General features: G+C 71.1%; 17 protein-coding genes. 14 read left to right on the top strand and 3 right to left on the bottom strand.

All coding sequences use genetic code 11. The annotated features are described in order from the left end of the window. The first annotated feature begins 215 nt into the window (after window positions 1–215). Together gltB and SXIM_RS04705 are read left to right on the top strand one after the other, a co-directional pair. Window positions 216–4,784 carry a glutamate synthase large subunit gene (gene gltB, locus SXIM_RS04710; RefSeq protein WP_078846833.1) on the top strand — a complete coding sequence of 1,523 codons (4,569 nt, stop codon included), beginning with the start codon at window positions 216–218 and terminating at the stop codon, window positions 4,782–4,784. Next, complete coding sequence (locus SXIM_RS04705) at window positions 4,777–6,240, top strand: glutamate synthase subunit beta (RefSeq protein ID WP_030734139.1); 1,464 nt, start codon at window positions 4,777–4,779, stop codon at window positions 6,238–6,240. Before gltB ends, SXIM_RS04705 begins: the two co-directional genes overlap by 8 nt. A 273-nt stretch (window positions 6,241–6,513) precedes the next feature. Here the strand turns inward: SXIM_RS04705 and SXIM_RS04700 are convergent, their stop codons facing one another. Beyond that, a complete protein-coding gene (locus tag SXIM_RS04700) occupies window positions 6,514–7,056 on the bottom strand; it encodes a hypothetical protein (protein WP_053116083.1) in 543 nt (180 codons plus the stop codon). Between the two features lie 204 nt (window positions 7,057–7,260). On the opposite strand from SXIM_RS04700, the gene SXIM_RS04695 reads away from it, so the two are divergent. Genes SXIM_RS04695 through SXIM_RS04685 form a run of 3 tightly spaced genes read left to right on the top strand, consistent with a single transcriptional unit; the run spans window position 7,261 to window position 10,466 of the window. After that, window positions 7,261–8,565 carry a sugar ABC transporter substrate-binding protein gene (locus SXIM_RS04695; protein WP_046723024.1) on the top strand — a complete coding sequence of 435 codons (1,305 nt, stop codon included), beginning with the start codon at window positions 7,261–7,263 and terminating at the stop codon, window positions 8,563–8,565. A 3-nt stretch (window positions 8,566–8,568) separates the two neighbouring features. Continuing rightward, on the top strand, window positions 8,569–9,576 hold the full coding sequence (locus SXIM_RS04690) for a carbohydrate ABC transporter permease (protein ID WP_078635604.1): 1,008 nt from the start codon (window positions 8,569–8,571) through the stop codon (window positions 9,574–9,576). A 2-nt stretch (window positions 9,577–9,578) separates the two neighbouring features. Next, the gene (locus SXIM_RS04685) at window positions 9,579–10,466 is read left to right on the top strand and encodes a carbohydrate ABC transporter permease (protein ID WP_246156832.1); all 888 of its coding nucleotides are present in this window, start codon (window positions 9,579–9,581) and stop codon (window positions 10,464–10,466) included. Window positions 10,467–10,488: 22 nt separating this feature from the next. Here SXIM_RS04685 and SXIM_RS04680 read toward each other — a convergent pair whose 3' ends face one another. Next, on the bottom strand, window positions 10,489–11,340 hold the full coding sequence (locus SXIM_RS04680; RefSeq protein ID WP_234306906.1) for a hypothetical protein: 852 nt from the start codon (window positions 11,338–11,340) through the stop codon (window positions 10,489–10,491). A 41-nt stretch (window positions 11,341–11,381) separates the two neighbouring features. Beyond that, entirely contained in the window at window positions 11,382–11,765 is a 384-nt protein-coding gene (locus SXIM_RS04675) for a VOC family protein (RefSeq protein ID WP_030734122.1), read from the bottom strand. A 32-nt stretch (window positions 11,766–11,797) separates the two neighbouring features. On the opposite strand from SXIM_RS04675, the gene SXIM_RS04670 reads away from it, so the two are divergent. The 9 genes from SXIM_RS04670 to SXIM_RS04630 all read left to right on the top strand — a co-directional run bounded on the left by SXIM_RS04670 (window position 11,798) and on the right by SXIM_RS04630 (window position 23,368). Then, window positions 11,798–12,127 carry a chorismate mutase gene (locus SXIM_RS04670; protein ID WP_030734120.1) on the top strand — a complete coding sequence of 110 codons (330 nt, stop codon included), beginning with the start codon at window positions 11,798–11,800 and terminating at the stop codon, window positions 12,125–12,127. A 139-nt stretch (window positions 12,128–12,266) separates the two neighbouring features. Beyond that, entirely contained in the window at window positions 12,267–12,809 is a 543-nt protein-coding gene (locus SXIM_RS04665) for a hypothetical protein (protein WP_030734117.1), read from the top strand. 175 nt (window positions 12,810–12,984) lie between these two features. Then, complete coding sequence (locus SXIM_RS27640) at window positions 12,985–13,587, top strand: Rv1352/Rv1906c domain-containing protein (protein WP_053116082.1); 603 nt, start codon at window positions 12,985–12,987, stop codon at window positions 13,585–13,587. Between the two features lie 64 nt (window positions 13,588–13,651). After that, window positions 13,652–16,135 (top strand): aminopeptidase N, encoded by a 2,484-nt coding sequence (gene pepN / locus SXIM_RS04655; protein WP_046723021.1) that lies wholly within the window; start codon window positions 13,652–13,654, stop codon window positions 16,133–16,135. 373 nt (window positions 16,136–16,508) lie between these two features. Next, window positions 16,509–18,002 carry a pyridoxal phosphate-dependent decarboxylase family protein gene (locus tag SXIM_RS04650; RefSeq protein WP_030734107.1) on the top strand — a complete coding sequence of 498 codons (1,494 nt, stop codon included), beginning with the start codon at window positions 16,509–16,511 and terminating at the stop codon, window positions 18,000–18,002. Further along, entirely contained in the window at window positions 17,999–19,396 is a 1,398-nt protein-coding gene (locus SXIM_RS04645; protein WP_030734104.1) for a lysine N(6)-hydroxylase/L-ornithine N(5)-oxygenase family protein, read from the top strand. The genes SXIM_RS04650 and SXIM_RS04645 overlap by 4 nt, the downstream gene beginning before the upstream one ends. Window positions 19,397–19,603: 207 nt before the next feature. Continuing rightward, a complete protein-coding gene (gene pyk, locus SXIM_RS04640; RefSeq protein ID WP_046723019.1) occupies window positions 19,604–21,037 on the top strand; it encodes a pyruvate kinase in 1,434 nt (477 codons plus the stop codon). 238 nt (window positions 21,038–21,275) lie between these two features. Then, window positions 21,276–22,433 carry a Gfo/Idh/MocA family protein gene (locus SXIM_RS04635; RefSeq protein WP_030734098.1) on the top strand — a complete coding sequence of 386 codons (1,158 nt, stop codon included), beginning with the start codon at window positions 21,276–21,278 and terminating at the stop codon, window positions 22,431–22,433. After that, window positions 22,430–23,368 carry a DUF6807 domain-containing protein gene (locus SXIM_RS04630; protein WP_030734095.1) on the top strand — a complete coding sequence of 313 codons (939 nt, stop codon included), beginning with the start codon at window positions 22,430–22,432 and terminating at the stop codon, window positions 23,366–23,368. Before SXIM_RS04635 ends, SXIM_RS04630 begins: the two co-directional genes overlap by 4 nt. Window positions 23,369–23,375 lie beyond the last annotated feature (7 nt).

The following is a 23,375-nucleotide window of genomic DNA, read 5'->3' as shown; positions in this document are numbered from 1 at the left end:
TCGTTTCCTGCGGGCATGAGGCTTCCACGCCTGCCAGCGCCGACATATCCGCCATTCTCCGGCCGGAGCCCGGCAGAACGTAGTCCGCATCGTGGACAGAGGTATCCACTTCTCGGGAACCTCGCCATCGTGTAACCTGCACGAAAATTTAAGCCAGCCAGGGCCAGCGTCGTCCCTCGGTACACAACACCTACCAAGAGACGACGGGAGAGCCGATGCGTTCTGCGTCCCACCCGGTGAAGCAGGGTATGTACGACCCGGGCAATGAACACGACGCCTGTGGCGTCGGCTTTGTCGCCACCCTGACGGGCGAGGCCAGCCACGAGCTGGTCGATCAGGCGCTGACCGTGCTGCGGAACCTCGAGCACCGCGGCGCCACCGGCTCCGACCCGGACACCGGGGACGGCGCGGGGATCCTCATCCAGATCCCCGATGCATTTTTGCGGGATAACGTTCCTTTCGGTCTCCCCGAGGCCGGCTCCTACGCGGTCGGCACCGCCTTCCTCCCGGTGGACGCGGACGAGAACGCCACCGCCACCACCGCCATCGAGGCCATCGCCGCCGAAGAGGGCCTGACCGTCCTCGGCTGGCGCGAGGTGCCGGTCGCCCCCCAGCTGCTCGGCGCCGCCGCCCGCGAGGTCATGCCCGCCTTCCGCCAGCTCTTTGTCCACGATGCGGACGGCGGACGGACAGGCATCGAGCTGGAACGGCGCGCCTTCGTCCTGCGCAAGCGCGCCGAACGCGAGACCGGCGTCTACTTCGCCTCGCTGTCGGCGCGCACCCTGGTCTACAAGGGAATGCTCACCACCGGACAGCTTGAGCCGTTTTTTCCTGATCTTTCAGACCGTCGCCTGGCTTCGGCCATCGGCCTGGTCCACTCCCGGTTCTCCACGAACACCTTCCCGAGCTGGCCGCTCGCACACCCCTACCGGTTCGTCGCCCACAACGGTGAGATCAACACCGTGCGCGGCAACCGCAACTGGATGCGCGCCCGCGAGTCCCAGCTGGCCTCGCCGCTGTTCGGCGAACGCATCGGCGACCAGGACGCCCTGGACCGGATCTTCCCCGTCTGCACCCCGGACGCCTCCGACTCCGCCTCCTTCGACGAGGTCCTCGAACTGCTCCACCTCGGTGGCCGCTCCCTGCCGCACTCCGTGCTGATGATGGTCCCCGAGGCGTGGGAGAACCACGAGTCGATGGACCCCGCCCGGCGTGCCTTCTACCAGTTCCACTCCACCCTGATGGAGCCCTGGGACGGCCCCGCCTGCGTCGCCTTCACCGACGGCACCCAGGTCGGCGCCGTACTGGACCGCAACGGGCTGCGCCCCGGCCGGTACTGGGTCACCGACGACGGGTTCGTCGTCCTCTCCTCCGAGGTGGGCGTCCTCGACATCGACCCGGCCACCGTCGTGCGCAAGGGCCGGCTCCAGCCCGGCCGGATGTTCCTCGTCGACACCGCCGAGCACCGCATCATCGAGGACGACGAGATCAAGGCGGGCCTGGCCGCCGAGCACCCCTACGCGCAATGGCTGGAGGAGGGCCTCATCGGCCTTGCCGACCTGCCCGAGCGCGAGCACGTCGTCCACACCCACGCCTCCGTCACCCGCCGCCAGCAGACCTTCGGCTACACCGAGGAAGAGCTGCGTATCCTGCTCGCTCCCATGGCGGGCAGCGGCGCCGAGCCCATCGGCTCCATGGGAACGGACACCCCCATCGCGGCGCTCTCCGACCGGCCGCGGCTGATCTTCGACTACTTCACCCAGCTCTTCGCCCAGGTCACCAACCCCCCGCTGGACGCCATCCGCGAGGAACTGGTCACCTCCCTGCACTCCTCCCTGGGCCCCCAGGGCAACCTGCTGGACCCCTCGGCCGCCACCTGTCGCTCCGTGAACCTCCCGTTCCCGGTCATCGACAACGACGAGCTGGCCAAGCTGATCCACATCAACGCCGACGGCGACCTCCCCGGCTTCGGCTCCGCCACCCTGTCCGGCCTGTACCGGGTCAGCGGCGGCGGCGCCGCGCTCGCCGACCGCCTCGCCGAGATCCGCGCCGAGACGGACGCCGCCATCGCCGACGGCGCCCGCCTCATCGTCCTCTCGGACCGGCACTCCGACGCCGAGCACGCCCCGATCCCCTCGCTGCTGCTCACCTCGGCCGTGCACCACCACCTCATCCGCACCAAGCAGCGCACCCAGGTCGGGCTGCTCATCGAGGCCGGCGACGTCCGCGAGGTGCACCACGTCGCCCTGCTCATCGGCTACGGCGCCGCCGCCGTCAACCCCTACCTCGCCATGGAATCGGTCGAGGACCTGGTCGCCCGCGGCACCTACCTGCCCGGCATCGAGGCCGAGACCGCCATCAAGAACCTCATCAAGGCGCTCGGCAAGGGCGTCCTGAAGGTCATGTCCAAGATGGGCATCTCCACCGTCGCCTCCTACCGCGGCGCCCAGGTCTTCGAGGCCGTCGGTCTCGACGAGTCCTTCGTCGACACCTACTTCCACGGCACCACCACCAAGATCGGCGGCGCCGGCCTCGACGTGATCGCCCAGGAGGTCGCCGCCCGGCACGCCAAGGCGTACCCCGCCTCCGGCATCGCCCCCGCCCACCGCGACCTGGAGATCGGCGGCGAGTACCAGTGGCGCCGCGAGGGCGAACCGCACCTGTTCGACCCCGACACCGTCTTCCGGCTCCAGCACGCCACCCGGCAGCGCCGCTACGACATCTTCAAGCAGTACACCGAGCGGGTGAACGAGCAGGCCGAGCGGCTGATGACGCTGCGCGGACTGTTCCGGCTCAAGGACGGCGAGCGCGCTCCCGTCCCGCTGGAGGAGGTCGAGCCGGTCAGCGAGATCGTCAAGCGCTTCTCCACCGGCGCGATGAGCTACGGCTCCATCTCCCAGGAGGCGCACGAGAACCTCGCCATCGCCATGAACCGGCTGGGCGCCAAGTCCAACACCGGTGAGGGCGGCGAGGACTCCGAGCGGCTCACCGACCCCGAGCGCCGCAGCGCCATCAAGCAGGTCGCCTCCGGACGCTTCGGCGTCACCAGCGAATACCTGGTGCACTCCGACGACATCCAGATCAAGATGGCCCAGGGCGCCAAGCCCGGCGAGGGCGGCCAGCTGCCCGGCCACAAGGTCTACCCGTGGGTCGCCAAGACCCGGCACGCCACCCCCGGCGTCGGCCTCATCTCGCCGCCCCCGCACCACGACATCTACTCCATCGAGGACCTCGCCCAGCTCATCCACGACCTGAAGAACGCCAACCCGGCCGCCCGCATCCACGTGAAGCTGGTCTCCGAGGTCGGCGTCGGCACGGTCGCGGCGGGCGTCTCCAAGGCACACGCCGACGTGGTCCTCATCTCCGGACACGACGGCGGTACGGGCGCCTCCCCGCTCACCTCCCTCAAGCACGCCGGCGGTCCCTGGGAACTCGGCCTGGCGGAGACCCAGCAGACGCTGCTCCTCAACGGGCTGCGCGACCGCATCGTCGTGCAGACCGACGGACAGCTCAAGACCGGCCGCGACGTGCTGATCGCCGCGCTCCTCGGCGCCGAGGAGTACGGCTTCGCCACCGCGCCGCTGGTGGTCTCCGGCTGCGTCATGATGCGGGTGTGCCACCTGGACACCTGCCCGGTCGGCATCGCCACCCAGAACCCGGTGCTGCGCGAACGCTTCAGCGGCAAGCCCGAGTTCGTCGTCAACTTCTTCGAGTTCATCGCGGAAGAGGTGCGCGAACTCCTCGCCGAGCTGGGCTTCCGCACCCTGGAGGAGGCCGTCGGTCACGCCGAACTGCTGGACGTGACCCGCGCGGTCGACCACTGGAAGGCCGCCGGTCTGGACCTGGCCCCGCTGCTGCACGTGCCCGACCTGCCGGCCGGCGCGCCGCTGCACCGCACGATCGCCCAGGACCACGGCCTGGAGAAGGCCCTGGACAACGAGCTGATCCGGCTCTCCGCCGACGCCCTCACGGCCGACACCGCCGAGGACGCCCGGCCGGTGCGCGCCCAGGTCGCCATCCGCAACATCAACCGCACGGTCGGCACCATGCTCGGCCACGAGGTGACCAAGAAGTTCGGCGGCGCCGGACTGCCCCAGGACACCATCGACATCACCTTCACCGGCTCCGCCGGCCAGTCCTTCGGCGCCTTCGTGCCGCGCGGCGTCACCCTGCGCCTGGAGGGCGACGCCAACGACTACGTCGGCAAGGGCCTGTCGGGCGGGCGGCTGATCGTTCGGCCCGACCGCGGCGCCGAGCACCTGCCCGAGTACTCCACCATCGCCGGCAACACCCTCGCCTACGGCGCCACCGGCGGCGAACTGTTCCTGCGCGGCCGGGTCGGCGAACGCTTCTGCGTCCGCAACTCCGGCGCCACCGTGGTGGCCGAAGGCGTCGGCGACCACGGCTGCGAGTACATGACCGGCGGCCACGCCGTCGTCCTGGGCGAGACCGGACGCAACTTCGCGGCCGGCATGTCCGGCGGCGTCGCCTACGTCATCGACCTCGACGAGCACAACGTCAACCCCGGCATGGTCGCCGTCGAGACGCTGAGCGAGACCGACCGGGACTGGCTGCACGAAGTGGTGCGCCGCCACGCCGAGGAGACCGGATCCACGGTCGCCGGCAAGCTGCTGAAGGACTGGGACGCTGCCGTCGCCCGCTTCAGCAAGATCATGCCCACCACGTACAAGGCCGTGCTCGCCGCCAAGGACGCCGCCGAGCGCGCCGGACTCGGCGAGTCCGAGACCCACGAGAAGATGATGGAGGCGGCGACCCATGGCTGACCCGAAGGGCTTTCTCACCACCGGCCGCGAGACCGCCACCTCCCGGCCCGCAGCCGAACGCGTCAAGGACTGGAACGAGGTCTACGTCCCCGGATCGCTGCTGCCCATCATCAGCAAGCAGGCGTCGCGGTGCATGGACTGCGGCATCCCGTTCTGTCACAACGGCTGTCCGCTGGGGAACCTGATCCCCGAGTGGAACGACTACGCCTACCGCGAGGACTGGGCCGCGGCCAGCGAACGGCTGCACGCGACCAACAACTTCCCGGAGTTCACCGGGCGGCTGTGCCCCGCACCGTGCGAGTCGGCGTGCGTGCTGGGCATCAACCAGCCCGCCGTCACCATCAAGAACGTCGAGGTCACCATCATCGACAAGGCGTGGGAGGCCGGGAACGTCACCCCGCAGCCGCCGCAGCGCCACTCCGGCAAGACCGTCGCCGTCATCGGCTCGGGCCCCGCGGGCCTGGCCGCCGCCCAGCAGCTCACCCGGGCCGGGCACACGGTCGCGGTGTACGAGCGCGCCGACCGCATCGGCGGCCTGCTGCGCTACGGCATCCCCGAGTTCAAGATGGAGAAGCGGCACATCAACCGGCGCATCGAGCAGATGCGGGCGGAGGGCACCAAGTTCCGCACCGGCGTGGAGATCGGCCGCGACATCGACGCGGCGAAGCTGCGCAAGCGCTACGACGCCGTCGTCATCGCCGCCGGTGCCACCACGGCGCGCGACCTGCCGGTGCCCGGACGCGAACTGAACGGCGTCCACCAGGCGATGGAGTACCTGCCGCTGTCCAACAAGGTGCAGGAGGGCGACTTCATCACCGCCCCGATCAGCGCCGAGGGCAAGCACGTGGTCGTCATCGGCGGTGGCGACACCGGCGCCGACTGCGTGGGCACCGCCCACCGGCAGGGCGCGGCCTCCGTCACCCAGCTGGAGATCATGCCCCGGCCGAGCGAGGACCGCCCCGCTCACCAGCCGTGGCCCACGTTCCCCATGACCTACAAGGTCACCTCCGCGCACGAGGAGGGCGGCGAGCGGGTCTACTCCGTCTCCACCACCCACTTCGAGGGCGACGAGGACGGCAACGTGCAGTGGCTGCACCTGGTCGAGGTCGAGTTCATCGACGGCAAGCTCACCCAGAAGCCGGGCACCGAGCGGAAGATCCCGGCCCAGCTGGTCACCCTCGCCATGGGCTTCACCGGCACCGACCAGGAGAACGGCCTGGTGCGGCAGTTCGGCGTCGACCTCGACGCGCGCGGCAACATCGCGCGGGACGCGGACTACGCGACCAGCGTCGACGGCGTGTTCGTCGCCGGTGACGCCGGGCGCGGCCAGTCGCTCATCGTGTGGGCGATCGCCGAGGGCCGCGCGGCGGCCCGCGGTGTGGACCGTTTCCTGACCGGCGCGCCCAGCGCCCTGCCCTACCCGATCCGGCCGACCGACCGCTCCCTGACGGTCTGACGCCCGGCCCGGGTGCGGACTCCGTCCCGCCCGGGCCCCACCGGCTTCCGTACAGCGTCGTACGGAAAGTGGCCACGGCGCCTGCCTCTCCCCGACCGAGTGAGGGCAGGCGCCGAGGCATGTCCGCAGGCGGGCCGGGGAGGGGGGAGGAACTCGGGGGAGCCATCCCCCCGCAGCCGGCCGCGCCGTATCTGCCCGCCTGGGTGGTGGCCACGCCGGCCGGTGGCGCGGCGGTGGCGGTGACGCCCCCGGCGGCCGGGGCCGCGGTCCGGTTCACCGCGAGGAGGAAAGCGGTGCCCCGGAGACCGCGTCGATCACGGGGCGGTCGCCCAGCGCCGACTCCAGACCGATCCGGTACGGGTCGGACAGCCACTGCTCCGTACAGGCCACCGTGGGATCGGGTACGTTCCAGCCGCCCACGATCAGCAGCTCCTCCGTCTCCCGCAGCCAGGCGCCGAACTCCGTATCGCAGGCGCCATGGCCGACGTGGACGGTGAGCGCGGTGTCCGCCGGGGAGACGGCGTTCATCCCGGACAGCGGCAGCAGCTGCGCGCCGCCGCCGTCGAAGGGCCCCGGGTCCGGCCACGCGCCGACGATCTCCTCCGCCCGCTCCTCGAAGAGCACCGGTGAGACCGTCGCAGGGGTGGCGTCTACGGGAGGCGGCGGGTACGGCGCCGGTTCCAACGGTGTGATCCCCTTCTGCAGCTGATGCTGCGTCAGCAACATCGCGCCCAGCATCGCGCCCAGCCCCACGCCCGCGATCGAGAAGCCCAACACCGTCCCGATGACGACCGATCTGGTGATCCGTGGCCGCATCCCATCCCCCTCCGTCGGCACTGGTCGTACCAAATCCCTGGGACGGTCCGTACCTTCGGTCGGTTCCTCCACGACCTCCAGTGGTCCAGGCCACAAACGGTGCCATTCCGTGATGCCAGGACCTGGAAGGCGTGAACACAGCGCTGTCACAATCAACGCTCCATCCGGCTGGATGATCTCCCTACCTTCAGGAGGGGACTGACCATGTCGCACACCCCCGGCCACTTCGGCACCCCAGCCCGCCGCCTCCTCGCCGGTGCGGCCGTGCTGTCCCTCGGCCTGCTCACGGCCTGCGGTAGCGACTCCAACTCCGGCGACAGCGCGGCGAAAACCCTCGACGTCTGGATCATGGAAGGCACCAACCCCGACGCCGGCCCCTACTTCGAGGAACTGGGCGCCGCGTTCAAGGAACAGACCGGCGCCGAACTCAACGTCCAGTTCATCCAGTGGGCCGACGCCCACGACCGGATCACCACCGCCATGGCCGGCCGCGAACTCCCCGACGTCGCCGAGATCGGCACCACCTGGGCCCTGGAATTCGGAGCCGTCGGCGCCCTGCGCGACCTCGCCGGCGACATCGAGGCCGACGGCCTGGGCGGCGACCTCGTGCCCGCCCTCCACGAGGCCGGCACCGTCGACGGCGCCACCTACGGCATGCCCTGGCACGCCGGCACCCGCTCCCTGATGTACCGCGCCGACCTCTTCGCCGAACACGGCCTCCAGCCGCCCACCTCCTGGGACGAACTCCGCGACGTCGCCCTCCAGCTGAAGGAACTGGAGCCCGACATGATCCCGTTCCCGGTGATCGGCGGCACCGAGTACACCGTGGACCCCTTCATCTGGGGCGCGGGCGGCCAGATAGCCCAGGCCGACGACGACGGCACCTGGACCTCCACCATCAACGCCCCCGAGGCCGTCGCCGGCATCGAGTTCTACACCTCGCTCGCCACCGAACACGGCCTGTCCGTCGCCGCCGCCGAGACCTGGCTGGAAACCGACCAGCTCCAGAGCTTCCAGACCGGCCAGGCCGCCATGGTCATCAACGGCAACTGGACCGTCAACACCCTCCTGGAGGACGACCCCACCTGGGCCGACCGGCTCGGCGTCGTCCCCATCCCCGGCCGGCAGCCCGGCACCTACAATCCCTCCTTCGTCGGCGGCTCACTCCTCGGCGACTTCAACAGCGACGAACCCGAACTCGCCTGGGAACTCATCAAGCTCATGTCCACCGGCGAGTACGGCGCCCGGTGGGCCGAGCAGTCCGGCTTCTTCCCCGGCCAGCAGTCCCTCCTCGAAGACGTGGCGGACCGGGCAGGACCCCTCGTCGCCCCCTTCGCCACCCAGATGCTGGAGGCCGGTGCCAGCGTGCCGGTGACCGAGCTGTACGGCCAGGTCCAGGGCGCCCAGGTCATCCCGCGGATGCTCCAGTCCATCCTCTCCGGCTCGGCCACCGTGCAGGAAGCCGCCGACACGGCGGCAGCGACCATGGACGAGACCTTTGGCAACTAGCCGATGAGCACCGACACCACCGACCCCGCGCGGCACCGGAACGGAAACCGGCGCCGCGACCGGGGCCGGACACCGGACCCCGAACGGGAACGGCACCTCGCCCGCCGCCGCGCACAACGCACCCGCGCCCTGCGCCCCTGGCTGCTGCTCGCCCCCGCCCTCGCCGTCCTGGCCGTCCTGCTGCTGTGGCCCCTGCTGCGCGTGGTGCTCCTGTCCTTCCAGGACTACGGCCTGCGCCAGATCTACACCGGCACATCGAACTACACCGGTCTCGACAACTACCGCACCCTGCTGGGCGACAGCGCCCTGTGGTCCACGGTGCTGCCCAACACCGTCGTCTTCGCCGTCGTCTGTGTCGCCCTCACCGTCATCACCGGCACCCTCGTCGCCCTCCTGCTGCAACGCCTGGGCACCGTATGGCGGGTCATCTGCTCCACCGTGATCATGATGGCCTGGGCCATGCCCGCCGTCACCGGCACCTACGTGTGGATCTGGATCTTCGACCCGCTCAACGGCATCGTCAGCGGCGGCCTGGACTCCCTGGGCCTGATCGAACCCCGCGAGACCAACTGGTTCACCGACCGATGGTCCTTCTACGCCATCGCCACCCTCAACGTCGTGCACCACGGCTTCCCGTTCGTGGCCATCACCGTCTTCGCCGGGCTGCTCACCATCCCCAGGGAACTCCCCGAGGCCGCCCTGATGGACGGGGCCAACGCGTGGCAGCGGTTCTGGAAGATCACGGTGCCGACCATCAAACCGGTCTTCATGGTCGTCACCATCCTGTCGACCATCTGGGACTTCAAGGTCTTCGCCCAGATCTACCTGATGCCGGGCGGCTCGGGCTCCAACCCCGACATCTTCAACCTCGGGGTCTGGTCCTACCACCAGTCCTTCGTCAAGAACCAGTACGGCATGGGCTCGGCCATCGCCGTCCTGCTCACCCTGCTGCTGCTCGCCATCACCGTGGCGTACATCAGGGCCCTGTTCAAGGAGAGGGACGAACTCTGACGATGGCGACCACCCCGACCCCGGCCCCGAAGACGCCCCCGGCCCCGGCCCCGAAGACGGCAGCCGGGACGGCCGGCGGCCGCGCACGCCGCGCCGGGCCGGCCCTGGCCGTCGCCGCGCTGCTCGCCTTCTCCCTCTTCCCCGTCTACTGGATGGTGTCCTCCGCCTTCGACCCCGGAGCCGGCACCCGCGGCGCGTCCGTACTGCCCTCCGGCTTCACCCTCGACCACTTCCGGTACGTCCTGGACACCGGCGACTTCACCACCTTCCTCGCCAACTCCGCCCTCGTCGGCGCCGGTACCGTGCTGCTGTCGGGGCTGCTCTCCCTGTTCGCCGCGGTTGCCGTGGCCCGCTTCCGGTTCCGGATGCGGACCAAGGTGCTGGTGATGATCCTCATCGTGCAGATGGTGCCGCTGGAGGCCCTCGTCATCCCGCTGTTCCTCCAGATGAGCGACCTCGGGATGCTCAACAGCCTGCTCGGGCTGACCGTGGTCTACCTGGCCTTCTCCCTGCCGTTCGGCATCTGGACGCTGCGCGGCTTCGTCGCCGCCGTCCCCCGGGAGATCGAGGAGGCCGCCTACCTGGACGGCTGCGGCTGGTGGCGGATGTTCCGCTCCGTCCTGCTGCCGCTGGTGGCCCCCGGACTCGTCGCCACCAGCATCTTCGCCTTCATCGTGGCCTGGAACGAGTTCATCTTCGCCTTCACCTTCATGCAGGACGACAGCAAGTACACGGCCGCCGTCGGACTGCACCGGTTCTTCGGCCAGTACAGCACCGACTGGGGCGCCGTCATGGCCGGCTCCACCCTCATCACCGTGCCGGTACTCATCTTCTTCGTCGTGGTGCAGCGCCGGCTCGCCGGGGGACTGGCGGCCGGAGCCATCAAGTAGCGGTCCCGGCCCCCGCCGTCCGTCAGGTGTCGCAGTCCAGGACCGTACGGCACAACCCGCAGCGGGCCCGGCGCCGCCCCGCCACCGGCAGCCGCAACCGCTGTCCGCACACCGGGCAGCCGAACACCACCTTCAGCGGCTCCCCCTGCTCGAAGGCGTACCCCGCGCCGCCCTCACCCGGCACCGAGCGCCCCCGTACCGCCAGCGCCCGCTCCGCCGCGTACCGCTGCCGCACCGCCCAGGGGCCGCCCGCCAACGGCGGCCGCACCGCGTCCCGTTCCGCCAGCCGGCGGCCCGCCTCGTACGCCTCGTACGCCTGCGGGCTGGTGAACCAGATCCGCGGGTCCTCCCCGAACACCGCCGCCCGCCGCGCCAGGACGTACCCGTACTCCTGCGGCGTCAGATAGCCCAGCCGCTGCGAACCGAGCGCGTCCTCGCGGAACGCGTCCAACAGCAGCCAGCCCGTGCCCAGATACGCGGCGGCCGTGTCCGTGAGAATCTCGTCCTCGGCCGTCACCGGCAGCGACAGACCGGCCCGGTGCAGGTACACGTGCATCACCTCGTGTGCCAGCACCCCGCCGATGTCACGCCGCTGACCGTCGAACCGGCGGTGCAGATCAACGGTGTACACGCCACCCGGCGCCGCCTCGACCTCCACCCACGCCGCCTCCGGCATGTCATCGCGGAACCGCACCCGCACCGGCCCCGGCGGCAGCCCCAGATGACGCACCATCACCAGCGCCACCCGCTCCACCCCGGCGGCCAGATCCTCGGCGTCGTCGAACGCCACATCCACCGGGAGCACGCTCGTCGCGAAGCCCCGCACCGTCTCCGGGGACAGCCCGCGGTACAGCGCCGTGACCGCCGAACGCACCGACGCCAGATGAGGAAACGCCCCGCGGGCGGCGGCGGAACTCAGGGCAACTGCCCGTAGCAGAGACAGAACGGATGACCGGCGGGATCCTCGTACACCCGGAACCCCCGGGTCTGACCGCCGCTGTCGTGCAGGAACCGCGCCCCCAACGCCAGCACCTCCTCCTCCGCGCGCAGCACATCCTCGCGGGTGGGCACGTCGAAATCGAGATGCATCTGCTGGGGGTGCGAGGGATTCGGCCAGCGGGGCGGCTGGTGGTCGGGCGCGTACTGGAAGGCGATCTTCCGGCGGGTCGCCGCGTCGGTGAGCGTCACCCACGGCGGCGAGGAGTCATCCAGCTCCCAGCCGAGGATCGAGCCGTAGAAGCGGGCCAGGGCCATCGGGTCCGGACAGTCGATCACTGTGCACTGCAAGGTCGCGATCATGCAGGCAGCATAAGCCGCATAGGGTATACGGCATGAACGACATCGACGACGACGTGCGCGCGGAGCTGACACGGCTGCGGGAGAGCATCGACAACATCGACGCCGCCGTCGTCCACATGCTGGCCGAACGCTTCAAATGCACCCAGCAGGTCGGCCGCCTCAAGGCGGGCCACCAGCTGCCGGCCGCCGATCCGGCGCGCGAGGCACGCCAGATCACCCGGCTGCGGCAGCTGGCGGAGAACGCCCACCTGGACCCGGCGTTCGCCGAGAAGCTGCTGAACTTCATCATCGCGGAGGTCATCCGGCACCACGAGACCATCGCCAACGAGTCCGTGAGCAAGGAAGACACCGCAGGCCGATAACCGCCCCATGCCCGGAGGCGGTTGGGGCCCGCGGCGACACCCGCCCCGGCCTCGCCCCCAGCGGTCCTCCCGACCCGCCGAGGATCACAGTCCCGTCACGCGGCACACACACCCCGCGAGCGCGGGGAAGGGTGACGGGATGACACGGAACCGCGTGATTGCCGCTGTTGCTGTTCTCTCGCTCCTGTCGCTCGCCGGGTGCGGCTCGGGCGGCGAGGACGACACGGCCACCCCCACCCCCACGCCCATCCCCGAGCCGCCGGAGGTCACCGGCACGCCCGATCCGCAGCAGCCCGGCTGGGTCCTCTCCGACCTCGGCGGGGAAGTGGAGCTCGACGACGGGCTCCGCCTGTCCGCGGAGGTCGGCGAGGTGTTCGTCCCCGACGATTTCGGCAGCTACGACGACAGCGGCAGGTACGCGCTGGTCGTGGTCTCCGCCACGAACGGCACCGGCGCCCCGCTGACGCTGGACGGGATGGTGGTCGAGTGCGTGGTGGACGGCATACCCGCCGAGCGGGCGACCTTCGACGGCATCACCGTCGCACCGCCGTCCGCTGTCGAAGAGGGAGCGGAGGCCACGTGGTCGGAGGCGTGCTCCCTCGGCGAGGGTCAGGGACTGGAGTTCGGTCTCGGGATCGGCGATCGCGACGCGGTGTGGTTCATGGGAGCCGTCGAGGGGTGAGCTTCCCCCGGTCCGGGAGGCCACCGCCCCCCTCGGACGCCCCCTGGGTACACGTCACGATCACAGAATCATCACATCGAACCCGAACGTCTGCGCGTTCGGGTCTCCTTCGCGCAGGATCGGTCTTCCCCCACACCGCCACGACCGTGCTCGCCGATGACCCATGGGGTGGACCATGACCCAACCGCCGCAGCAGCCCGCCTACCCGCCACACCCCCAGCAGGGACCCCCGCCCACCGTCCCGGGGCCGTACACGGTCCCGGGACCGAAGAAAAAGGGCCAGGGCAAGACCATCCTCACGCACGCCGCCGTCGGGATCGTCTGCCTGCTGATCGGTGTGGGCCTGGGGGCCGGGGGCACGGAGCAGGAAGAGGCATCCGCCTCTCCCAGGGCCGGTGATCCGCCCGCGACATCCCCCGAGGCGGAGCCGGCCGAAGAGGAATCCCCGGAGCCCGAGCCCGAGCCGGAACCCGAGCCGGAGCCGGAGCCGGAGCCGGAACCCGAACGCGAGCCGGAACCCGAACCCGAACCGGAGCCGGAGAACACCACCTTCGGGCCGGGCACCTACCTGGTCGGCGAGGACATCGACCCCGGCGAATACCGCACCGACGGCGGGGGAGACAGCCTCATGGGCGCCTGCTACTGGTCCCGCAACAGTGACGCCTCCGGAGAGTTCGACTCCATCATCGCCAACGACTTCTTCGAGGGGCCCGGCCGCGTCACCGTCAACACCGGCGAATACTTCGAAACCAGCGGCTGCACCTGGAAACAGGTCTGACGTCTCGCGCCCACACCCACGACGAGCAGTCCGGCACGGCCCACCCTTTGGCAGCATGACCCCCATGGCCACACTGACGCGTGACGAAGCCCGGACCCGGGCCGGACTGCTCGAAGTCCACACCTACGCCATCGACCTCGACCTCACCCGCGGCGAGGACACCTTCGCCTCCACCACCACCGTCCGCTTCAGCACTCGCGAGGCCGCCGACACCTTCATCGAGTTCCGCCCCCACACTCTGCACCGCGCCACCCTCGACGGCCACGATCTCGACCCCGGCACCCTCGTCGACGGCCGGCTGCCGCTGACCGGACTCGCCGTGGGCCCCCACGAACTCACCGTCACCGCCGACATGCCCTACTCCCACACCGGAGAGGGCATGCACCGCTTCACCGACCCGGCGGACGGGCTCACCTACCTCTACAGCATGTGCTGCATGACCGACGGCCCGCTGGTCTACGCCGCCTTCGACCAGCCCGACCTCAAGGCCACCTTCGACGTCACCGTCACCGCCCCCGAGGAGTGGACCGTCCTCGGCAACGGCATCGCCACCCCCGTCGCCGGCGCCCCCGGCCGCTGGCGCTGCGCCACCACCCCGCCCATCAGCACCTACCTGATGGCGGTCGCCGCCGGCCCGTACCACTCGGTACGCACCGAGCACGCCGGACTGCCCTTCGGCATCCACGTACGGCAATCCCTCGCCCCGTACCTCGACCAGGACGCCGACGAGATCCTCGGCATCACCCGGGCCGTCTTCGACCGCTACCACGAGATCCTCGACGAGCCCTACCCCTTCGACTCCTACGACCAGGCCTTCGTCCCCGAGTTCAACGCCGGGGCGATGGAGAACCCGGGCCTGGTGACGCTGCGGGACGAGTACATCTACCGCTCGGCGGTGACCGACACCCAGCGGCAGCTGCGCGGCGTCGTCATCGCGCACGAGATGGCCCACATGTGGTTCGGCGACCTCGTCACCCTGCGCTGGTGGGACGACATCTGGCTCAACGAGTCCTTCGCCGAGTTCATGGGCTACCAGGTACTCGCCGACGCCGTACCCCACTTCACCCCGTGGACCGAGTTCGCCGTGGACCGCAAGTCCTGGGGGTACGACGCCGACCAGCGGCCCACCACCCACCCCGTCGCGCCCGAACCGGACGGCGTCCCCGACACCGCCTCCGCCTGGCTCAACTTCGACGGCATCTCCTACGCCAAGGGCGCCTCCGCGCTGCGGCAACTCGTCACCTGGCTGGGCGAGGACACCTTCCTGGCCGGCGTCAACGACCACTTCGCCCGGCACCGCTTCGGGAACGCCACCCTCGCCGACTTCATCGACGCCATGGCCCGCGCCTCCGGGCGCGACGTCCACGGCTGGGCGGACGCGTGGCTGCGCACCAGCGGACCCGACCTCCTGGCCCCCCGCGTGCGGGAGACCGAAGAGGGATGGGCCGTGACGCTGACCCACGAGGGAAGCCGCCCGCACCGGCTGCGGCTGGGCGTGTACGACGGCGCGCGGCACCGGGAGACACTGGACGTCGAACTGGGCGCCGACGAGCCCGCCCAGGAGGTGACCGCCGGCGGCCACCGCCCCGACCTGCTCATCGTGAACGACGGCGACCTGACCTACGCCAAGGTACGACTGGACACGCCGTCCTGGGACACGGCACAGCGCGTGCTGTCCGACCTGCCCGACCCCCTCACCCGCACCGTGGTGTGGAACGCGGCACGGGACATGGTGCGCGACGCCGAACTCGCCCCGCGGGCCTACCTGGAGGCGGCCCGCAGACACCTGCCCGCCGAACCGGAGACCGCCATCGTCGAAGGCGTCCTCTCCTTCGCCACCGGCCAGATCGCGAACCGCTACCTGCCGACGGCGGCCGGCCGCACCGAAGCCCTCGGTCTGCTCTCCGACATGGCCGCCGACCTGCTGAACCGGGCACGGGAGACGAAGGACGAGGCGAAACAGCTCATCGCCGTACGGACCGCCATCCGCTGCGCGACCACCGAACGCCCGCTGCGGGAGTGGCTGGCGGACGACGCCATCGGCGGCGACCCGGAACTGCGCTGGCAGATCCTCTACCGGCTCGCGGCCCTGGGCGCAACGCAGGAGGCAGAGATCCGGGCGGAGGCCGAACGGGACCCGGGAGCCAAGGGCGAGGAGGGCGCCGCCCGCTGCCTCGCGGCCCTGCCGCAGGAAGCGGCGAAGGCCGCCGCCTGGGACGCGCTCTTCGACCCGGCGGACGTGCTGTCCAACTACCTCTTCACGGCCACGGCCCAGGGCTTCTGGCAGGCGGAGGAGGCACAGCTGGAGCTGCTGCGCCCGTACGTGGCACGCTACTTCCCGGCCGCGGCGGGCGTGGCCACCCGTCGGGGGCACGCCCTGGCGGTGGCCGCGGCGAAGGCGGCCTTCCCGCATCCGTTCACGGAGCGGGCCACGCTGACCCTGGCGGAGGCGGCACTGCGCGAGGACCTCCCCGCCGCCCTCCACCGCAAACTGACCGACGAGACGGATGACCTGCGCCGCGCCCTGCGGGTGCGGTCCAGGAGCTGACGGCCGCCCGGCACCCGGCCGGCCCGGGAGGGGCCGGCCGGGGCCGGGTCGTGGCGTGCGTCGGAACTCCTCCACGGCGTGACGGGTGCGGGTCTCCACCATCTCTGAGCACCTGTCATTTTCCGTGATCGCTTTATGCCGAGATGCGGAATTCTTTCTCCGTTCGTTTCTTCGTATGGTGATCGCGCCGTCCCCGGTGGCGGCAGCGCATTCACCGCAATCCCTGCACCCACCCCACCGGCACGCGAAGTTGGCGGGAAGGGACACCCCCCGGGTCACCCGAACGGGGGAAGAATGGCATTCCGTGGGATCGACGGTCCGCGTGGCGCGTAGCTTGTGGCCACTCATCCGCCCTCGTCGAAAGGGCTCTCCCATGCCTGCCTCACCTCCCCACGACCCCACCCTGCTCGCCGGCGGCACCGGCGGTCCGCGCGCCCTGCGGCCCCTGGTCGACACCGTGTTCACCGCCCTCACCGACGGTGCCGCCGCCCGGTGCGGGCCCTTGCCCGGTGGGGGACCGGACGGCGTGGCAAGACGGGTCGCCGACCACGGCACCCCCGTCCTGCCCGAGCAGGGGCACGGCGCCCACGACGCCCTGCGCGAACTGGTGTACGTCCTGGCCGAGGGCGCCGCCGATCCGGCGGACCCGCACTGCGCCGCCCATCTGCACTGCCCGCCGCTGGCCGTGGCCACCGCCGCCGACCTGGCCGCCTCCGCGCTGAACCCGTCGATGGACTCCTGGGACCAGGCCCCCGCCGCCTCCGCCCTCGAAGAACGGGTCGCCGCCGGGATCGGAGCCCTCGTGCACCCCTCGGGCCGGGACCCCGACGCACTCGTCACCACCGGGGGCACCGAGTCCAACCTGATCGGCGTCCTCCTCGCCCGCGAGGTCCACGGCCGGCGCCTGCGGCTGATCTGCGGCGCCGACGCGCACCACAGCGCACACCGCGCCGCCTGGCTGCTCGGCCTCGACACCCCCCTGGTGCTCCCCACCCCGCGCGGCGTGCTCGACCCCACGACGGTCGACGAGGCACTCGCCGGACTCGACGCGCTGGAGTGCCCGTCCCCGCGACCGCCCACCCCCGCCGTCGTCTTCGCCACCGCCGGCACCACCGACACCGGCGCCATCGACCCGCTCGGCGCGCTCGCCGACGTGGTGGCCGCCCACCGCCCGACCCGCGCCGTCACCCTGCACGTCGACGCCGCCTACGGCGGCCCGCTGCTGTTCAGCGACCGGCACCGCACCCGCCTCGCCGGGGTGGAACGGGCCGACACCGTCACCCTCGACCTGCACAAGCTCGGCTGGCAACCGGTCGCCGCCGGGCTGCTCACGGTCCCCGACCGCACGGCCCTCGCCCCGCTCGCCCACCGCGCCGAATACCTCAACGCGGACGACGACACCGAGGCGGGCCTGCCCGATCTGCTGGGCCGTTCCCTGCGGACCACCCGCCGCCCGGACATCCTCAAGATCGCCGTCACCCTGCGCGCCCTGGGCCGGCGCGGCCTCGGCGAACTGGTCGACGCAGTCTGCGCCGCCGCCCACCAACTCGCCGATCTGATCGAGGCCGAGCCCCTGCTGCGGCTCCGCGCCCGCCCCGGGATCAGCACCGTGCTCTTCCGCCCGCAGAACGCCACCGACGCCCAGGTCGCCGCCGTCCGCCGCGGCCTGCTCCACGAAGGGCACGCGGTCCTCGGCCGGGCCCGGGCGGTGGACCCGGCCACCGGCCACCCCGCCCTGTGGCTCAAGGTCACCCTCCTCAACCCCCACACGCAGGAGAGCGACCTGCACGGCCTGCTCAAACTCGTCCTCGATCAGCACCAGCACCAGCACCGTCACCAGCGCCAGGAGCGGGACCCGCGACGATGACCCACCCACAGCCCCACGACCTCGTCGGCATCGGCATCGGCCCCGCCAACCTCTCACTCGCGGCCCTCGCCCACACCCAGCCCGGACTGAAAGCCGCCTGGTACGAGCAGCGCCCCGCCTTCCACTGGCACCCCGGACTGCTGATCGAGGGCGCCACCCTGCAAGTGCCCTTCCTCGCCGACCTCGTGACCCTGGCCGACCCCACCAACCCGTGGAGCTTCCTCAACTACCTGCGGCAGCACCAGCGGCTGTACCCCTTCTACTTCTCCGAACGCTTCCACAGCCCGCGCGCCGAGTACGACCACTACTGCCGCTGGGTCAGCCGCCAACTGCCCTCCCTGCACTTCCGGCACCACATCGACGCCGTGCGCTGGAACCCCGAACAGGCCCTGTTCGACATCGACTACACCCGCCTGGGCCCCAACGGCGAGGCCGAGGCGGTCGGACGCTCCCACGCCCGCCACCTGGCCATCGGCATCGGCACCGCCCCGCACATCCCCGAGGCCCTGCGCCCGCTCGCCGAGCGGCCCGTCGTCCCCGTCGTGCACTCCGCCGACTACCTCGACCACCGCGAACAACTCCTGGAAGCCGGGCACATCACCGTCGTCGGCTCGGGCCAGTCCGGCGCCGAGGTCTTCCTCGACCTGCTGCGCCGCCGCCCGCCCGGGCGCGAACGGCTGCACTGGATCACCCGCACCCCGGCCTTCGCGCCGATGGAGTACAGCAAGCTCGGGCTCGAACACTTCACACCCGACTACACCCGGTACTTCCACGCCCTGCCGGAGCAGCGCCGCGACGAACTGGTGGCGCGTCAGTGGCAGCTGCACAAGGCGATCGACCACGAGACGCTGGCGGCCATCCACGACGAGCTGTACCGGCACAGCATCGGAGGCGGCTGGCCGGACGTGGTCCTGACCCCCGGGGTGAGCGTCCGCACGGCCGGGCGGCTGGGCACGACGCAGGTCGAACTCCACCTCGACCACGCCGAACAGGGAGAGCGCTCCCGGCTGGTGACCGAGGCCGTGGTGATGGCCACCGGCTACCGCGAGCGCCCGCTGGACCCGCTGCTGGCCGCGCTCGATCCGGTGCTGCGCCGGGACGCGGCGGGGCGTGTCGTGGTGGACGAGGAGTACCGGCTGGTGCTGGACAGGGAGGTGACCGGGTCGGTGTACGTACAGAACGCGGAGCGGCACACGCACGGGGTCGGGGCGCCGGATCTGGGCCTGGTCGCGCATCGCAGCGCCACCATCCTCAACGCGCTGACCGGGCAGGAGCGTTATCCGCTGCCGGAGCGGAGCGCGTTCACCACCTTCGGGCTGCGGCGGACGGGTGCGGGCGGCGCGGGACCGGGGGCGGCCGGACCGTCGCAGGGGGTACGGAGGGTGGGCGTGTAGCTCCCGGGGCCGGCCTGCGGACCGAAGGGGATGGTGAGGATCGAAACCGTCTGAATATTCCGAACATATGCCGCCCGGAAATGCCGGACGGCTCAAAAGAGCGGTCTTCTGCTCATGGGCGAGTTGTCAATGCCTCTTTAATTTCAGGTCGTTGCCTGGTCACTTTCCGATAGCTCTCTACCCGCTGGTACGGCCTACTGTTGAGGTATGCGCCGAGCAAAAATTGTCTGCACACTTGGGCCCGCCACTGACTCATATGAGCGCATCGCCGCGCTTGTCGAAGCAGGAATGGACGTAGCCCGGCTCAACCTCAGCCACGGCGGCCACCGCGATCACGAACAGCGCTACCGGCGCGTCCGCCGCGCCGCCGCCGAATCGGGGCGCAGCATCGGAATTCTGGCCGATCTCCAGGGCCCGAAAATCCGGCTCGGCAGCTTCCGCGAAGGCCCCGTACTCCTTGAACCCGGCGACGCGTTCACCATCACCACCGAGGACATCGAGGGCGACCAGTACCGCTGCGGCACCACGTACACCGGACTCGCCACCGACGTGCGCCCCGGTGAACGCATCCTCATCGACGACGGGCGCGTCGCCCTCGACGTCACCGCCGTCGAAGGACCGGAGATCCGTACCACCGTCGCCGAAGGCGGCATGATCTCCGACCACAAGGGCATCAACCTCCCCGGCGTCGCCGTCTCCGTACCCGCCCTGTCGACCAAGGACATCGACGATCTGCGCTGGGCCCTGCGCACCGGCGTCGACATCATCGCCCTCTCCTTCGTGCGCACCGGCGACGACATCAAGGACGTGCACCGGGTGATGGCCGAGGAGGGCCGCTTCCTCCCCGTCATCGCGAAGATCGAGAAGCCGCAGGCCGAGGAGAACCTCCAGGACATCGTCGACGCCTTCGACGGCATCATGGTCGCCCGCGGCGACCTCGGCGTCGAAGTGCCCCTCGAAGTTGTCCCGATGCTCCAGAAGCGCGCCATCAAGCTCGCCAAGCGCAACGCCAAGCCGGTCATCGTCGCCACCCAGATGCTCGACTCCATGATCGACGCCTCCCGCCCCACCCGCGCCGAGGCATCCGACGTCGCCAACGCCGTCATGGACGGCACCGACGCCGTCATGCTCTCCGGCGAGACCAGCGTCGGCCGCTACCCCATCGAGACGGTGCGCACCATGAGCCGCATCGTCACCGCCGCCGAGGAAGAGGTCCTCGCGCGCGGCCTCGTACCGCTGGAAGAGGCCACCAAGCCCCGCACCCAGGGCGGCGCCGTGGCCCGCGCCGCCGCCGAGATCGGCGACTTCCTGGGCGCCACGCTCCTGGTCGCCTTCACCCAGAGCGGCGACACCGCGCGCCGGCTCTCCCGGTACCGCTCGCCCATCCCCGTCATCGCCTTCACCCCCGACCCCGCCACCCACGCCCAGCTCACCCTCACCTGGGGCGTGGAGACCTACCTGGTGCCCACCGTCCGCTCCACCGACGAGATGGTGAGCCAGATGGATGAGCAGCTGCTGCGCATCGGCCGGTGCGCCAAGGGCGAGATCGTGGTGGTGACCGCGGGGTCGCCGCCCGCCATGGCCGGGACCACCAACCTGGTACGCGTGCACCACGTCGGCGAGGACGACGCCCCGCACTGATCTCCCGCACCACCTCCCCGCTCCGACCTCCCGCGCCGGCGTCCCACCGACATCCGCGGGGCGCGGTGCGCGTGTGCGGGTACGCCTCGCACACGCGCGCACGCGCACCGGGAAGGAGCGCTTCCGGGCGCCGCGCAGATTGGGCGGCGCCCCTTGTCATGCCGGGCGACGGCATGGTTGGCTTTTGGCGATTTCCGATTGAAAGCGCTTACTATCGCACAGCCAGGAGTCGCACCGCATGGCTGACCAGCCCGCCCGCACCCGCATCCGCACCGCCGTCGTCGGCACCGGAGGCATCGTCACCGGCGCCCACCTCCCCGCGATCGCCGCGCACCTCGACGAACTCGAACTCGTCGCCGCCGTCGACATCGACCAGGCCCGCCTCGACGCCTTCCACGCCACGGCCACCGCCATCGACGGCATCGGCCCCGTCACCGGCCACACCGACCTGGCCACCATGCTCGCCACCGAGCGCCCCGAGCTCGTCCTCCTGGGCACCCCACCCTCCCTCCACCACCAGCAAGCCCTCGCCGCGCTGGCCGCCGGAGCCTGGGTCTGGGCCGAGAAGCCGCTGTGCCTCACCCTCGCCGAATTCGACGACATCGCCGCCGCCGAAGGTGACGACACCGGCCACGGCCCCTACGCCGCCGTCGTCGCCCAGCACCGCTACGGCTCCGGCACCACCCACGCCCGCCGCCTGCTGGCCACCGGCGAACTCGGCGCACCACGCGTCGCCCACTGCCAGACCACCTGGTACCGCGACACCGACTACTACGCCGTCGACTGGCGCGGCCGCTGGGCCACCGAGGGCGGCGGCCCCACCATGGGCCACGGCATCCACCAGACCGACCTGCTGCTCCACCTCCTCGGCGACTGGACCGAGATCCGCGCCCTCGCCGGCCGCCTCGTCCACGACATCGAGAGCGAGGACGTCTCCACCGCCCTCGTCCGCTTCGCCGACGGAACCATCGCCACCGTCGTCAACAGCGTGCTCTCCCCCGACCAGGTCAGCCGCATCCGCATCGACTGCGACGACGCCACCGTCGAACTCACCCACCTCTACGGGCACACCAACGACGACTGGCGCTACACCCCCCGGCCCGGCATCGACGAGGACCGCGTCACCCAGTGGCGCACCAACCCCGACAACACCCCCAGCTCCCACGCCGCCCAGCTCGCCGGCATCATCGACGCCTTCCGCGCCGGCACCCGCCCACCCGGCAGCGGCGACGACGCCCGCCGCACCATCGAACTCAACGCCGCCCTGTACAAGGCCGCCTTCACCGGCCGCCCCGTGCACGCCGGCGAGATCACCGCGGGCGACCCCTACTACACCGCCATGCACGGCAACCACCCCGACTGGGCCCCGGCCCCCGCCACCGAGGAGCAGCAGTGACCGTCGCCCCCCTCACCGTCACCCACGCCCACGGCGACCGCATCACCGTCACCGCCGCCGGCACCGACATCCTCGCCTACGTCTACCGGCCCGACCCGGACGCCTACGAATCCCCCAAGCCGTACGCCCACCCCCTGCGCACCCTCGCCGGCAACCTCGTCACCGGCTACCGGCCCAACGACCACCGCTGGCACAAGGGCGTCCAGATGACCGCCAGCCACCTGTCGGAACAGAACTTCTGGGGCGGCAACTCCTACATCCACGGCCAGGGATACCAGCGCATCCCCGAACGGGTCGGCTCCATGCGCCACGACGGCTTCGACACCGTCACCGCCACCCAGGACCGCGCCGACATCACCGAGAACCTCACCTGGGTCAACCACGCCGGCCAGGACTGGGCCCGCGAGACCCGCACCCTCGCCGTGCACTCCGCCGACACCGGCGAAGGCGCCTGGACCCTGGAATGGTCCATCGACCTCACCAACGTCCGCGGCGAACCCCTGCGCTTCGGCAGCCCCACCACCGCCGGCCGCACCATGGCCGGCTACACCGGACTCCAGTGGCGCGGCCCCCGCGACTTCACCGGCGGCCAGGTCATCACCCCCACCGGCCCCAGCACCGACGCCGACACCATGGGCACACCGGCCGCCGACGTGCCGTGGATCGGCTTCACCGCCCAGCACGACGACCACGACGGCCACTCCACCCTCATCTTCGACCACGCCCCGGAGAACAGCGGCGAGGCGGCCATCCACCCCTCGCACTGGTTCGTCCGCTCCACCCCCATCCCCACGGTCGCCTTCTCCTGGGCCTTCTTCGACGAGTTCGAACTCGCCGACGGGGAATCCTTCCGCTACCGCTACCGCGTCGTGGTGGCGGACGGCGCATGGGACACCGACCGCATCGCCGGCTACCTCAAGCACCACCCCTGGTAAGGACGGG

This window comes from Streptomyces xiamenensis (assembly GCF_000993785.3).
In the GTDB taxonomy this organism is placed as follows: domain Bacteria; phylum Actinomycetota; class Actinomycetes; order Streptomycetales; family Streptomycetaceae; genus Streptomyces; species Streptomyces xiamenensis.
This window is presented reverse-complemented; position numbering and strand designations above follow the sequence as displayed.